We start from the raw sequence: 15,017 nt of genomic DNA on the forward strand, positions 1-15,017 counted from the left end.
CGTTCGCTAAACTGAAGCTACCCTGATTTGGGAAACCGGTCAACTGTCTAAGGTTTCCTTTGTTTAGAAAATCAAGCTTGAGGGATGGGTCAATATGCCTGCTCGTCGCTTCGACGGACGCCGAGTGCGGGCAGTGCGACGCGCCGCCGAACTCACGCAGAGCGAGGTGGCCAAGGCGGTTGGTGTCGCCGACCCGACCGTCGCCAGCTGGGAGACAGGCCAGTCATCCCCTGACGGAGAGAAGTTGCCGACGCTCGCCAGGGTTCTCGGGCGGGCTCTGGACGATCTCTTCCCGCGGGCAGGTCTGCCCGACCTGACCGATCTGCGGTGCGACGCGGGCTACTCCCAGTACCGGACCAAGGACCTGATCGGGACGAAGAGCGCAGGTCCGGTGGCCAACGCGGAGCGAGGCAAGCGGCGGCTGAAGGACAGCTACGCCAACCTCCTGGCTGAGGGGTACCGGGTGAGCCTGGGTGAATTGCTGGCGGCTCAGGAGCGGTCTTTCGGCCGCGATGCTCCTGCCCCGGCGGGCGCGGGCGCCGATCCGGTCGCACAGGTTCCCCGCTCGCTGGAAGAGAAGATCACCTACTTGCTCAGGCACTCGTATCCGGGCAGACAGACACCGCCCACGGATGCGGAGATCGCCGAGGCGGTCAGCGAGCATGCCGGCGGTCCCGTCATCTCCGAGGAGGGTGTGCGCAATCTGCGGACCGGGGCTGAACGGACGGCTTCGCCCGTGGTCTGCGAGGGGCTGGCCAGGGTGTTCGGTGTCTCACCCATGTTCTTTCAGCCCGATGACGCCGTGGCTCGGCAGGTACTCGAAGGGCTGCGGCTTCTGGCCTCTGCCCGCAAGGGAGCCGTCGGCCGGGTGGAGGCTCGCGGACTCGGTTCCGAAGGCCTGCCGGAGGACGTCCTGTCCTTCCTCAACGAGGTCGTCGCGGAGATGCAGGAACGAGATCTGCCCGGGCAGTAGCACCCCTTCCGATTGGCAGCTGCTCTACGGCTGGTAGCGGGCGCCCGCAGTGAACACGGCCTTGACCGCACTCAGCGAGCTGAGATCGGCGAGAGGATCCCCGTCCACGATCAGGAGGTCGGCGGTGTATCCGGGGGTGATCCGGCCCGTCTGGTTGGCCACGCCCAGTGCGCGAGCCGCCTCGGTCGTGGCCATCTCGATGATGCGATCGTTGGGCAGTCCCAGGTGCTCGTAGAAGGCGAGGCTGGAGACCAGCCCGTCGAACCCGGCACGTTGAACTCCGGCGTCAGTGCCGGCGATCAGACGTACCCCGGCATTGGCCATCTGCCGTACGAGGTCAAACATCACTGCAGCCTTCTCGGGCCCGAACACCTTGGGCAGCATCTGCCAGTGGGGGCTGACCGCAGGGCAGACATGGATGTCCTTGGCGATGATCTGCGCCAGGACATCCTCTCGGAGCCCGAAGCCGTCGGGCGTCATCCACGTGCAGTGCTCAAGCGTGTCGACTCCGGCCTCGACCGCGGCAGCGATGCCGTCTGCGCCGTGGGCGTGGGCTGCGACAGGCAGCCCGGCCTGATGAGCCTCGTCGACGAGCGCGGCCAGCTCGTCCGGGCTGAACTGTGACTCCCAGCTCTTGGCGCCGCCCTTGGTGAGACCGCCACCGGTTTCCATCACCTTGATGACCTTTGCGCCCGCGGCGACGTTGCGCCGGACAAGGCCGCGGATCTCGTCGATGCCGGACACCTCTCCACCTAGGAACCAGCAGTGTCCGCCGGGCGGAGTGACCGGCGTGGCCGCGGAGATGATGTGTGGACCGGCGACGGCACCGCCGCTGATCGCCTCAGCCAGACGCAGCGTCAGGCCGTTGCGGTCACCCAGGTCGCGTACGGTCGTGACGCCGATGCTCAGGAGCCTCTCTGCCCGTACCCCCATGTCCTTGAAGAGGCCGTCGTCGTCGCGGTCCTGCAGAGTGGCGACAGGGTCGGGCCCTGCGTCAAAGGCGAGATGGACATGCGCATCGATCAGCCCGGGCAGGACCGTGGAGTCAGGAAAGGACAGGAGCGGTTCACCGGCGGGTGCTTGAGCCTCGATATCTGTACGTGGCCCCACTGCGATGATGGTCCGGTCATCGACGAGGACTGCGCCATCAGTGATGACTTCGCCCAACTTTCCGGTCATCACGCGGGCAGCGGTAATCAGCATCTCAACTCTCTTCCACTGGTGGTGGTCAGGTGGTGGAACGCAGGGCCTCTGACAGCGACAGGAGCTCCTGAACATCGTCATTCCGGTATTGCTGCTGAGGTATGGCCGACGATGCTTCCGGAGTCGCCCCCGCCGTCCAGGCCGACCCAACCGCTCCCGCGGTCCTGCGGTCACATGTGTGTGCGGCGTCGCGCAGGCGCCGAGCCACGCGCTCGGGCGTCGTGGTGTCGGAGGTCGCGCCGCTTTGGTCGAGGGCAGCGAGATAGGGGCTGATCTGAACCAGGCCATCGCGGCATTCGATGATGCGCCGGTGGTAGCGACGATGCACACGGCGCGCACGCCACCTGTCGTGCCAGGAGGCAGAGTTGCTGGTTTGCAGCACCGTGTGAGGAAAAGCCTCGGACAACAGCAGCCACAACGGGTAAAGCTGTCGATGGAGTTGGCGATGTTGACGCCATATGTGCATGACGGCGATGCGGTTCCGGACAGCGGGATAGGCCACGCCGATCACGAACAGGGGCACTGTCACGACCAACAGCACGGATGCGGCCACCGTCAGCACGTCGGGGACCGGGCTGCCCTGACTCCGGATCACCACGAACACCGCGCGGATGAGGCAAGCCGCAGCCATGCCGGCCAGTCCCACTGCGGCCAGCCAGAGGCCGGTGGACAGCGGGCGCTGGGAGATGCGGGCGTAGTGCTGTGTCCAGAAGAAGGAAGCCGTGAGCGTGTACATCAGATAGAGACCCGCTACGAGATAGAACGCAGCGACGTGGGGGACAGTCATATCCGCCGTGGAAAAGCTGCCGACCAGGACGGCGCGCGGAGCAGTGATCGCTACGGTTGTGATCACTGCGGTGATCAGGAGCAGCCCCACGGCTTCCCGTCGAGCCCGTCGGCGTCCTGCGCGACCGTCTGCCGCCGAGTACAGGTAGAAGCACATGAGGAAATAACACGTCGCCAACAAGAGCACGTTCTGTGCCAGCTTGGCCGCGCCGTGCCCAGCGACGGCATCGAGGCCTGTGGCCCCTCCGGGCATGGCCAGTGGGTAGGAGCAACCTGCACAGACCAAACACAGGGTGACCGCGCGGAGCGGACTGTTTCCGGGGTCCTTGAACAGCTGGAAGAGCTTCCACGCCACGGCGCCTGCAAGCACGGTCAAGAAGAGAACGGCCATCGTCAAAGCCACCCCCGCTTGTCGCCCAACACGTCCTGAATCCGCTGTGTCGAGTGATCATCCGAGCTGGAAGGCATGACGCGGTCGAGCACGGAAGCCCACTCCAGGATGATCGTCGCGATGAGTTCGGCCTCGTGTTCCTGTTCGGTGCCGTACGAGGAGCGCTGCAACGCACGACGTATCGCGCCGATCTCAAGGCCGGGCAACAGGGCATCCCATTGCGTGTCGACGCCTGCGCCGCGGTGATCAGCCAGGATGTGGCCGACCTCGTGCAGGATGATGTGGTCCTGATGGAGCGGCGTGGTGTCCCTCTGAAAGAGGATCAGGTCCGCGTTGGCGGTTTCGAGCCACAGACCGATCGGTCCGGACGGTGGCAGCGGATACGACCGCAACTCGATGTGCCGGCCCCTGCTCTGCGATAGCGCCTGGCACAGCTCCTTCACATCGAGCGGGGGGCGCACATTGAGCGTCCGCAGGAGCTGACTGATACGTCGCTCCAGCTGCCACTCGGATTCACGGCTGCCCCCCGAAGGCTGTCTGTGGGATCTTCTGAGCCTGGTGCGCGCCGAGTTGGAAATGATGGTTCGCCACGACATGAATGATTCGGTCCCCCCGCTCACGACCATCGCTACTGCTCGCAGTGTCGACAGTCGCCGTGTCGCCCGCCGGGGCTCCGTGCTCCGACAGGGTGGCGGAGGGGGAGCCGGGCGAGTAGGACGAACCCTGCAGAGAGGTCCGTCCGATTTAGGTTGGTCTGGTGTCAGTGGTTCTGTAGTACGGAACGAGTTACAGCACTGCCATCCGATGCCCCCGGTTGGTTCGATTGGCGGGATCCCCTTGTTTTTGCCTGCAAGGCCACCGTTTGGTCGAACGGGGCCGCTTTACTTCCGCCGTTGACCATGTTTGCACAAGTGGGCCTGGAAAGGGCGAGGATCCATCAGAAGGCATGGCTGAAACGCTGGCCCTCAACGGCGACGCCCCAGTTCGGACCACCTGGACCGGTGCGGAGCATCCCGGAGGGCGTTGGCCGAATTGGCGGCCTGTGCGCATGTGCGCACTGGGACAGGGTGGGCCGAGCGTCGCGACAGCTGATCCGGGCGTGACGCTCCTGACTCCTTTGCGAGATGGAACGTTTGGCTGGTTCTTCTCGCTACTCGTCGTACCCGCGTCGGTCGCAGGAAGCGGGTGTGGATTCGCGTGAGAAGCCGCCGCTGCCGGACGCCGAGGCGACCCGCAGGCGCCTCTGTCACGGCCTGAACGAGCCGCCTCACCGTCGGCGAGTGGCTGGACACGTGACCGGCGGGCAGGCAGGTCCGCGGTCCTCACCTGTCCACGGTGCCCTCGCGAGTGCCGCGGTCCCCCGTCAGGAACCGGTTCAACGGCGGTTCTTCCGCCAGCACGGCGCCGATGGTCACCGCGAAGGTGACCGCGGCGCACACGACGATCAGCCAGGACGACGGTGTGCCGGTCCTCGCCCCGCACGGCTTCCTGGAGCACACCGTGAGCGAGAACGTCTACGCCGGTACGGCCATGAGCCGCCGCGCCGCCTACATGCACGGCGTGGCGCTGCCGAAGGGGGGAGCGCGGGCAGATCGGCGCGGGTCTCGGGCAGACCGTCTCCACCGGTGCGGTCGGTCTGATCCCGCCGACCGTGGACATCACCCGCACCGGGCAGACGGAGACCGTCGACGGCATCCGGATGGTCTTCCAGCTGACCCCCGGCACCGAGGTGCCGGGGGAGCTGAACATCCACTTCCCCGACCGCGCGGCGCTGTGCATGGCGGAGAACGCCACCCACGACCTGCACAATCTGCTGACCCTGCGCGGTGCCGAGGTCCGCGACCCGCGGGTGTGGGCCCGTTACCTCGCCGAGGCGATCGAGCTCTTCTCCGACTCCAGCGATGTCGCCTCCGCCTCGCACCACTGCCCGGTGTGGGGCCGCGAGCGCGTGGTGACGTTCCTGGCCGAACAGAGCGACCTGTACGCCTACCTCCACGACCAGACCGTGCGCATGCTCAATCAGGGCCTGACCTCGGTGGAGATCGCCGAGCGGATCCAGATGCCCCCGGCCCTGGAGCAGGCCTGGCACACCCACGGCTACTACGGCTCCGTCAACCACAACACCAAGGCCGTCTACCAGCGCTACCTGGGCTGGTTCGACGGCAATCCGGCGCATCTCTGGGAGCATCCGCCGGTCGAATCCGCCCGGCGCTGCGTGGAGTTCATGGGCGGCGCCGTCGAAGTCCTGCGCCGGGCCCGGCAGTCCTTCGCGGAAGCGGACTTCCGCTGGGTGGTCCAGGTCGTCAACCACGTCGTGTTCGCCGACCCGGACAACGCCGAGGCCCGTGCCCTGCAGGCCGACGCGCTGGAACAGCTCGGGTACGGAAGCGAGAACGGTACCTGGCGCAACTTCTTCCTCATGGGTGCCCTGGAGCTGCGCCACGGCCCGGTCGGCACCCCCACCGCCACCACCTCGCCCGACCTGCTCGCGGCGCTGACCTCGGACCAGCTCTTCGACGCCCTCGCCATCCGGGTCGACGGCCCGCGCAGCTGGGACGTGGACATCGCCGTGCGCTGGAATCCGAGGGGCGGTGATCCGGTCACGCTGCGTCTGCGCAACGGTGTGCTCAGCCACGTCACCGGCACCGGCCCTGCCGCGGCCGACCCGGACGTCGAGATCACTCTCGACGAGGCGGATCTGCGTGCCGTCCTGCTCGGCACCGTCACCCCGGCCGAGCTGGCGGCCCGGGACACCGTCAAGGTCATCGGCGACGCCGACAAGCTCACCGAACTGCTCGGCCACCTCGGCGATCCGGACCCGGAGTTCGCCATCGTCACACCATGAGCCGACGGCTAGCCGGCGGTCGGTGCACCTCCTGGCACCGGGGCAGGGTCAGGGGCTGGGGATCTCCTCGATCCGTTCGCGGTTGAGCAGGTACAGGGGCAGGTACGGCTGCGCCGGAGCGATGGGGAACCCGTGGTCGAAGGCGAGACTCGCCATCGCCAATGGCCCCAGGGCCACTCGGGCGCGCGGCGCTGCCGACTCGCCCCAGTGGGCGCCGTGTTCCGTGAGGGCTTCGGCGAGTGTCTCGGCGAAGGCGTCGTGGTCCTGCGCGACGAGACGGTGGAAGAGCGCGACCGGCTGGTAGTCGATCCCGTTCACGAACTCCATCGGCGCGTGGGTCACCTCGTCGGGCCCGGACGTCTTCATGGTGGCGACCAGCTTCTCCACGACCCCGTCCATGGAGTGGCGTTCGGAGAAGTAGGTCTGCAGGGTGTCGATCCAGCACAGCACGTACGCGTCGACGGAGTTGTCCTGCCGCAGCGTCTCCAGCGGCACCTGGCACAGCCGCCGGATCCGGTCCCCCTCCCGGCACACGATCGCCAGGTAGAGGGCGTCGAGCCAGGCACGGGCGTTCGCGGGCGGTGCGGCGGGCATGGCCGGCAGCTGCCGGACGAGGTCCTCGCCCAGCCGGCAGTCCTGGGTCCGCGCACCGGTGAACAGGGCGCAGCCGAGCTGTACGGCGGTGGCCCAGGCGTCCCATGTGTCGATCTGCGCAGCCCTGGGGTCGGCGGCGCAGTGTGCGTGTGCGTGGGCCACGGCGGAGGCGAAGGCGCCGCCCAGGTCGGCGGCCGGACCCTGGGAGAGACCCGCTACCGACTCGGCTGTGGCACGGGTGAGTTCGGCGAGGTCGGGAGCGGGCGCCTCGGCGACGGTACGGGTGGCGAGCCGGCCGGCGCGGTCGAGACGGACCAGGCCCTTCATCAGGCCGAGCAGCTGTGGCGGCGGCTGGATGGAGAAGGACCGGGTGTCCTCGTCGATGGCCGTGAGCGACTTCAGGCTGCCGCGGTGCCACCAGTAGACCCGCGGGGACAGTGCCCCCGGCCCGTCCTCGAAGGCACCCAGCGCGTAGGAGGCGAGGCCGTTGACGGCATCGACCACCGTGCCGTCGGCGATCGGGTGGTACACCAGGTTGTGGCGGCTCGGCATGACGACGAGGGCACCGGCGTGCGGAAGCGAATCGCCGGTGACCTGCCGGACCGCGGCGGACAGGAACAGCGCCTGGCTCCCGATGAAGTGCGAGTCGCCGTAGAAGGAGTGCAGGATCGTCCCCTCGAAGGGGATCTCCTCGTGCGTGACGGGTACGCGCAACAGGTTCTCGTACGCCGCCCGCCCCAGCTCCTCCAGGCCGACGCTCTCCACGTCCGGGTCGGTGAGGATCCGTACATCGGTGGGCCGGTCGAGGGCGTAGGCGAAGACGAGGCCGTCGGCCACGAGACGCGCGTAGCGTAGGGAACCGGCGATCTCAGGGGTGATCGAGTCGGCGGGCAGCAGTCGGGCGTATGTACCGCGCAGCAGTTCGTCGGTGTCGGGAGCGTGGTCCGGGTTCATTCCCCCGACTCTACGAAGGCGGCGTACGGGCGCGCGACGCGCCCCGGCCCCGGCCGACGAGCTCGACCGCGCCCATCCGTCTCCGCACTCGCCCGCCACCTGGAGGTCCGGCTCATCGTCCGGTCCGACAGCTGAGGGGGCCGATGAGTCTCTGTGCGATACCTCGCGAGCGGCCCCCCGGGTACTGGCTCGGGTAGCCGCGGGGAGCCGCGCGGACGACTGAGAACGGCTCCTCGGCGTTGAACAACAACGTGGTGAACCGTTGGCCGACGCCGTACGCTCCCTCTGATCAATCGATGAATCCGTGGGGGGAATTCATGCGTACAACCATGCGCCTTGCCGTGCTCGGCACCGGCGCCGCGCTGGCCGTCACCGCGATCGGGGCCACCGCCGCCCAGGCGGAGGACGGCGGCGCGGGCAACATCACGATCGACAAGGTCGTCATCAACGGCGGCAAGCCGGTCGTGGTCGGTACCACCAACGTGGTGTCCGCCAAGGTCTCGGTGACCGCGTCGGACGATTCGGGCATCGCCGAGACCACCTACATCAGCGCCTTCGGCCCGAAGCCGAACTACGCGCAGATCTGGGACGACGAGATCAAGTGCGTCAAGGCGAGCGCCACCACGTCGACCTGCACCGGCACGCTGACGTTCGACCCGAAGGCGTCGGTCGGCTTCGTCGGCAACAACGCGGCAGCCACCTGGAAGCTCGGCACGCTGGTCTCCGCCAATGACTCCGACTTCATCCACCGCGACGCGGCCACCACATTCAAGGTGCAGCGCTACTCGAAGCTGACGGTCAACGCCTCGCCGGAGCCGGTGAAGAAGGGCAAGACCATCACGGTCACCGGCAAGCTCTCCCGGGCCAACTGGGAGGACAACAAGTACCACGGCTACGCGAACCAGTCGGTGAAGCTGCAGTTCCGCAAGAAGGGCAGCAACACCTACACCACGGTGAAGACGATCAAGTCCAACTCGACGGGCAACCTCAAGACGACCGTCACCGCCGCCACCGACGGCTACTTCCGCTACAGCTTCGCGGGCACGACGACGACTCCGGCGGTCAACGCGGCCGGCGACTTCGTCGACGTCCGATAGCCACGTACTGAGAGCGTTCCCGAGCGGGGGCGCCGTCCTCACCGGGACGGCGCCCCCGCTTGTATGACGCTGATCCCCTGATCCTGCGGGCTCACCCCTGCCTTGGCCGATCGATCAGCGTCGGGCATCTGTCGTATCGAGCCCAGGGCGTTGTCTCATCCATGGCGCGACACGGGTCCGCGCACTGTCCGGTACGCCCGTGATGACGGCGAGAGCGGGCGTGGCCGGTCCGTGTATGCGAACGGCCCCGGACGGAAGCCCGAGGCCGAGCGGAGCGCCTTCCCGGGGAAGAAACTCCAGGTCAGCGACCTAATGCATTGTGCCCCCGGCAGGATTCGAACCTGCGACACCCGCTTTAGGAGAGCGGTGCTCTATCCCCTGAGCTACGAAGGCGGGGATCTGTAGGAAAATGTGTAGGAAATTGCGGCGGAAGCCGCGATCCTGGACGCATTGATCCACTGATCCACCAGTGCGCCAGCGGACTGGCGCGCCGCCGTCAGTGTAGCGGGTGGGGATGCGCAGGTGAGGGGGTTACCCGCCCGACGCCGGGAGGGCAGCTGCCCAGCCAGCGCCGGGCACGGGTCACCTGCGAGGCTCTCCTGCTGTGCCGACGGCGATTCCGCGGGCGACGAGCCTGGCTCGGTGAGTTCCGCGCCAGGCGGTGTCGAGCACGGCGGCGACGACGCCTGGCGCGCGGTCGAGGATCTCGTGGGCGAGGCGCAGGGCTGTACTTGCCTCTTCCTTCCTGTCCGGGTCCTCTTCCGGGGACCGGTGGCGGGCGCCGTCGGCGTTCAGGATGATCCGGCTACGAGGCGGAGGGGCTGCCCACCGAAGGTTCGAGCGCACCGGACAGTGTGGGGTAAGCGGCGTCGCCCGCCTCTGTTGCCAACCGGATGGGGTGGGAACGCCTCATAAGGCCCTTTGAGAGTGCTCGCCTTGCAAACTCAAGGCGTGCACTCGTACCTGCATCCATGGCAGCTCACGTCACGCCAGCGTTGTCTGGCACTCCTCGCACCGCCGTACCGCCTGCCGCGCGGTGTTTCCCTCTGTCGCGGTTGCCGGGTAGCTGCTGCTCAACCGGTCCCAGAGTCCGGCCGGAGGCGTGGGGATCCAGCCCCAACGTGGTGCAGTCACCAGATCCTCGGTCAGGTGGGTACAGGCTCCGGGAAGGTGTGCGTACTGCGTAGGGGAGATCAGAATCGTGTCCGCAGGGAAGCGCCGCCACTCCTGCCGGGGCGAGGCTGCGGGACGCGCCCCTGGCGCGGATCCGTCGGGCGGGCACGCACAGCCCATTCCGATGACGAGGTCACATCGATCGCAGCGCACGTCTGTCATGGCTCCGCCCCACCCTCACGTCGTACCAGTGTCCATACGATAGACGGATTTCCCGTCGAACTCCGCGAAACCCCAACGGCTTGTGGAAGGCCCGTGTGCCCGGGTTGTTGCGGTCTGTCGTCCACTCAATCCGACAGCAACCGGGGCGTGCGGCGGCCAAGCAGCGAAGCTCGCTCGTTGGCAGGCCACCGGGGGCCGGCGGGCGAAGTGGGACCTCTTCTCGTCCGAGGCCCGCAGGGTGAGGACCGCATGACCACCCCTTCCCCCGTTTCCGTCGAAGGTCTGCTGCTCACGGCCCACCGCCTCCTCGACGGCGAACTCGCCGACGCCACCACCGTCGGCCGGTACCGCGGCGCCTGCCTCGCGCTGCGGACCGCGCTGGAGCTCTGCGCCGACCGGGTGCTGGAAGCCGCGACGCCCGGTCTGTCCCGCACCACGGGCGCGCCAAGCTGCTCCTCCTGCACTCCGTCGCGTCGGCGGAGGCGGTCCGACGGCGAAGGACCTCTGGTCCCAGCTGAGTCTGGGGTGCCACTACCACCTGTACGAGCTCGGGCCCACGTACGACCAGGTACGGGCCTGGCGGACCGAGGCCGACGACCTCGTCCTGAAACTGATCCACTGACTGTTCGTCACCATCCGGTTTCTGATAGTTGTTTCAGCGGGGTACGGGCACATGCCCGTGGCGGTGTCCCCCGGCACCGCAGGGAGGACGCACATGAGCACCACCACTCGGGACGAGATCCTCGCCGGCGAGCAGCGGGCGGTGGACCACGCGTACGACTGCTACACCACGAAACTGGCTGAACTGAGCGGCACCTCGGCCGCCACCGCCTCGGCGAGCGGCAAGGATGGGATCGCCAACCGGGCCGACGCGGAGGCTCGCGCAGAGGCCTACGGAGGGCTCGGCGACGAAGCCCTGGTCTTCTCCCGCGTCGACGCGCCGGAAGACCCGGGAGGAGGCCCCCGTACCTGGTACATCGGGCGCCGCGGCGTGCACGACGCCTCGCACGAACCGGTGGTCCTGCTGTGGACCAGCCCCCTGGCGAAGAAGTGGATCGAGACCCGGCCCGAGAACCCGGGCGCGGTGGTCCTGCGTCGGCAGCTCCGCTGCGTGCAGCGGAGCGTCGAGAGTTATTTCGACGAGATCTCCTTGCCGACGCCCGTTCCCGTGCCCTTGGCCGTACCCGAGCCTGCCGCCGTACCGGAGCCCCGTCAGGCCGTCGACGACAGCGCGGCGGATGAGATGGACGCGCCCCCCGCCCCGGAGCGTACGTTGGCCCCCACCCCCGGCGATGTCGTACGACGCCAGCGGCGGAAGACGCTCCAGCCGGACGACTTCCTGCTGCGGGAGCTCCAGCGGTCGCGCGGCGGCCGGATGCGGGACATCGTCGAGACCATCCGCCGCGACCAGATGGAGCTGGTCACGGGCTCGCCCTCGGACATCCTCGTCGTGCAGGGCGGCCCTGGTACCGGCAAGTCGGCGGTCGGTCTCCACCGGGTGACCTGGCTCGTCAACAACGAGCACTTCAGGGCCCAGGACATCCTCGTCATCGGCCCCCACCAGCGGTTCCTCGACTATGTCGGACAGGTCCTCCCCACCCTCGGCACCCGGGACGTCAACGCCGTCCAGCTGGACCGCCTGTGGGAGGGCGAGATCCTCGGCTCCGACTCCCCGAAGGCGCGCCTCGTGAAGTCGGACGAACGCATGGCAGCCGTGCTGCGGCGACGCGTCGAGAGCGACTACCGCCCCGAGGCTCTCGACGCCCTCACCGTCGACCCCTCTTTCGAGGGTGACGAGCCCGCGATCGTCGTCACCGCCGGCAGTACGACCCTTCGCGTGCCGAAGTCCGAGGTCCTCGCCCTCCTCGACCGGGCCCAGACCGGCGACGGGCCCTTCCGGGAGCGGCGCGACCGTTTCCGCGGCCTCTTCGTCGACCGGCTCCTCCAGGAGCTCGCCGACATCGCGCCGCGCCGCGGGCAGGCCGACACGATCCGCCGCGACCTGGAACGCAACCGCCGGGTCGAGCGCCTTGTCGAACGCGTCTGGTCGTCCCCCGGCCCCCGGGAGGCCTTGCGCAGCCTCTACGACTCGGCCGACCTCCTCCGGGACTGCGCCGACGGCATCCTCGACGAGGACGAGCAGGCGGCCCTGCTGCGGGCCCGCGCTGCCAACGCTGACGCCGATCCGTGGACCCTCGACGACCACGTCTGCCTCGAAGAGCTCCGAGTGCTGATCAGTGGCGACACCCCACCGCGATACGGCCACATCGTCGTCGACGAGGCCCAGGACCTCACGCCCATGCAGGCCCGCTCCCTACGGCGGCGCTGTGCCGTGGGCGGCTCCATGACCGTCCTGGGCGACCTCGCGCAGGCGACGGGCGCCCACATCCCGACGAGCTGGGACCTGCTCGGCGCGCTCCTCTCCGACCACGGCGACTGGAGCGTGGCTCAGCTCACCACCAGCTACCGCGTTCCTGCCGAGATCATGGAGTTCGTTGCTCCGCTCGCACGGACGATCGCTCCGGCCCTGCCGTACCCGCAGGCTGTCCGGGCGGCGGGAGCGAACGTCGTACGGACCGTGGCGACCGAGCCGTGGAAGCTGCTCGACGACACCGTCGCCCACGTGGCCCGGCTCGTGGACACCAGTGATGGCAGCACCCCCCGCTCCGTGGCCGTCATCGTTCCCGACGACTCGGACTGGCTGGACGCCATCAGCCGCAGGATCGGCGAGGACGGCGACGTCGGTGAGCGGAACCGCGAGGCCGTCTCCGTGCTGGCCGCAGCTCAGGTCAAGGGTATGGAGTACGACCACGTCCTGGTCGTCGAGCCCGCCACGATCGCCGACCGCGGTCCCGCCGGGCTGCGCCAGTTGTACGTGGCCCTCACCCGCAGCACCCAGACCCTGACCGTCCTGCACACCGCCCCGCTGCCGGAGGCGCTCACCGGTTCCGGGGACGCCCAGGCACCGACGGTGCCCGATGCCCAGCCGGAGGGCGGCGAGGCCGGAAGGCTTCCCCGGGTCGGTGCTGATGTCCGGGTCGAGGTCGTGGACCGGGCCCCGGGCGGTCGCTTCAAGGTCAAGCCGTTGTCGCCGGTGATCGACCGACCGCTCGTCCTCACCGTCCGCCATGGATCGGTTCCTCCGCTGCGGGGCGAGAAGCTGGACTGCTGGGTGCTTGCCAACGAGACGACCCAGACGGTACTGACTGCCGACCAGCGCGGTCGGTCGCCCGTTTCGGAGCGGATGGCAGGGCGCTACCTCGCGGCACTGGATGTTCTCGGAGAATTGACCGAGAGCGACGGCGACGTCCCCGACGCCCGCAGCCGGCTCTCCGAACTCCAAGGCATGGCCAACCGCATCCTCCGACGGGACCAGGCCGACTGGGTTGACGTGCTTCACCTGTTCGGCGATCCGAACAGAGAACGACTCGGAGTTCTTCGCGACCTCGCCGCGACAACCAACCGTGCGCTCAAGGAGGGCACTTTCGACGTGGACCGGCTCGCGGAGGGGCTGGCAGCTTCCGATTGGGCGGGGCCTCTCGCTGAAGCGCGGCGAGAGCTCCAGGAGCGCTTCGGCGCGACGACGAAGCCTAACTCCGCCGGCGCGGTCCCCGTCGTCCCGACGCAACCCGATCAGAAGGAAGAAGTGCAGATGACCACTGCGGACACCACTGCCGCAACACCGGCTGTGACTACGAAGGACGGCTTCCTTCGCGCGCTGGAGACGGCCGCCGGCACCGACCGCGCGTGCAAGAAGCACGAAGCGGTTCGTCACGCGCTGAAGGCATCGCTCCTCTGGGCGGACCTCCAGCCGGTCGACTCGCCGATCGTCGACGTCAGCTGCGATACCCAGCACGGTCTCTTCCTCTACGAGGCCCTGGGCGCAGGCTGCTCCACCTATGCGGACCTGCGATCGGGCGCGACCCGACTGCTCGAGATCAACCACACGCTGCCCGCGGCGGCCGACGGTCTCTACCTTGTTCTCTCCGAACCGCCCGCCGAGGACTGGTCTGTAGACACGATTCGCGACATCTTCCGTGTCAATGTCATCTGGCGCAGCCCGGCCGGCTGGGGCGGCGAGAACGCAGACACCGCGTTTGGCTCCTCGGGGTGAGCAATTGTCCATAGTTATGGATCAGTTCGCTCCTGCACTGTCCGGAGGGCTTGGCCGCTACGATCGAGGAGTGGCAGATCCCTCGGGCTACGAGCTCGTGGCATGGCGTGACATCCAGCGGTCCAAGGGCCGTCCACTGTCACGAGTGATGAGAAACGCCGGCGAGCAAGTGGCAACCGGCGCCGCGGAACTCGGCAAGCACGCCGCGAAGTACCCCTTCGTAGGTCCGCGATACCCCATCGAGCGTGTGCGGGCGATCTCTGCTCGATTGCCGCCCCCTCGGCGTCGCTGATGCGGACGATGAAGACACGTGCCGCCGTCACGCGGTCGAACTCCCAGTTGTCGCTGGCGCGCGACTGCCGGAATCCGTAGACGGAGCCGAAGCGTGGCTTCGTCAATCCGAATTGCTCGTCCAGGAATCGGGCAGCCGACTCCACGAACTGTGCTCCGCTCGTCATGCGGACCTGCGGGACGGTCCAGCCGCCGCAGCATCCATCGCACAGCAGGATTCGGTGCTGGTCGTCCAGCAGGAGGAGGAAGATGCGGCGGTCGAGGCGGGGCCAGGGCACCCAAGGGGTAGCAGCAAGTGTTACGTCTCAAGCCTCACCTGCGCTGCTATTTGAGTTGCAACCTCTGAGGTGTCAGATGGGTGAGCCGGCGTGCCCAGGGGGTCGGGCCGAAGTGCTCCAGCCGGGGCTCGAAGCGGCATCCTCTGCCGAGAGGGT

The 15,017-nt window shown here is 68.2% G+C and carries 8 protein-coding genes, 1 tRNA gene and 1 pseudogene; 4 read left to right on the forward strand and 6 right to left on the reverse strand.

Annotated elements, in window-relative coordinates; translation table 11 throughout:
- The first annotated feature begins 94 nt into the window (after window positions 1-94).
- Complete coding sequence (locus OG611_RS10915; RefSeq protein WP_266418133.1) at window positions 95-973, forward strand: helix-turn-helix transcriptional regulator; 879 nt, start codon at window positions 95-97, stop codon at window positions 971-973.
- A 24-nt stretch (window positions 974-997) separates the two neighbouring features.
- On the opposite strand, the gene OG611_RS10920 is transcribed toward OG611_RS10915, so the two are convergent.
- From OG611_RS10920 to OG611_RS10935, 4 genes are all read right to left on the reverse strand, one after another.
- Entirely contained in the window at window positions 998-2,257 is a 1,260-nt protein-coding gene (locus OG611_RS10920; RefSeq protein ID WP_323180152.1) for an amidohydrolase family protein, read from the reverse strand.
- On the reverse strand, window positions 2,202-3,353 hold the full coding sequence (locus tag OG611_RS10925; RefSeq protein WP_266418135.1) for an MAB_1171c family putative transporter: 1,152 nt from the start codon (window positions 3,351-3,353) through the stop codon (window positions 2,202-2,204). Before OG611_RS10925 ends, OG611_RS10920 begins: the two co-directional genes overlap by 56 nt.
- 2 nt (window positions 3,354-3,355) lie before the next feature.
- Window positions 3,356-3,949 carry a hypothetical protein gene (locus OG611_RS10930; protein ID WP_266418137.1) on the reverse strand — a complete coding sequence of 198 codons (594 nt, stop codon included), beginning with the start codon at window positions 3,947-3,949 and terminating at the stop codon, window positions 3,356-3,358.
- A gap of 726 nt (window positions 3,950-4,675) precedes the next feature.
- A complete protein-coding gene (locus tag OG611_RS10935; RefSeq protein ID WP_266426308.1) occupies window positions 4,676-4,852 on the reverse strand; it encodes a hypothetical protein in 177 nt (58 codons plus the stop codon).
- Between OG611_RS10935 and OG611_RS10940 the strand changes: the two are divergent.
- Window positions 4,812-6,198 (forward strand): annotated as a pseudogene (locus tag OG611_RS10940) (alkyl/aryl-sulfatase); the annotation flags it as partial. The gene OG611_RS10935 and the pseudogene OG611_RS10940 overlap by 41 nt on opposite strands.
- 48 nt (window positions 6,199-6,246) lie before the next feature.
- Here the strand turns inward: OG611_RS10940 and OG611_RS10945 are convergent.
- Entirely contained in the window at window positions 6,247-7,746 is a 1,500-nt protein-coding gene (locus OG611_RS10945) for an immunity 49 family protein (RefSeq protein WP_266418139.1), read from the reverse strand.
- A 317-nt stretch (window positions 7,747-8,063) separates the two neighbouring features.
- On the opposite strand from OG611_RS10945, the gene OG611_RS10950 reads away from it, so the two are divergent.
- Window positions 8,064-8,843: a calcium-binding protein gene (locus OG611_RS10950; protein ID WP_266418141.1), complete on the forward strand. Its 780-nt coding sequence runs from the start codon at window positions 8,064-8,066 to the stop codon at window positions 8,841-8,843.
- A 320-nt stretch (window positions 8,844-9,163) separates the two neighbouring features.
- Here the strand turns inward: OG611_RS10950 and OG611_RS10955 are convergent.
- Window positions 9,164-9,236 (reverse strand) — tRNA-Arg (locus OG611_RS10955).
- 1,657 nt (window positions 9,237-10,893) lie between these two features.
- Between OG611_RS10955 and OG611_RS10960 the strand changes: the two genes are divergently transcribed.
- On the forward strand, window positions 10,894-14,292 hold the full coding sequence (locus tag OG611_RS10960) for an AAA family ATPase (RefSeq protein ID WP_266418143.1): 3,399 nt from the start codon (window positions 10,894-10,896) through the stop codon (window positions 14,290-14,292).
- Window positions 14,293-15,017 lie beyond the last annotated feature (725 nt).

The sequence above is a fragment of the Streptomyces sp. NBC_01363 genome, from assembly GCF_026340595.1.
In the GTDB taxonomy this organism is placed as follows: domain Bacteria; phylum Actinomycetota; class Actinomycetes; order Streptomycetales; family Streptomycetaceae; genus Streptomyces.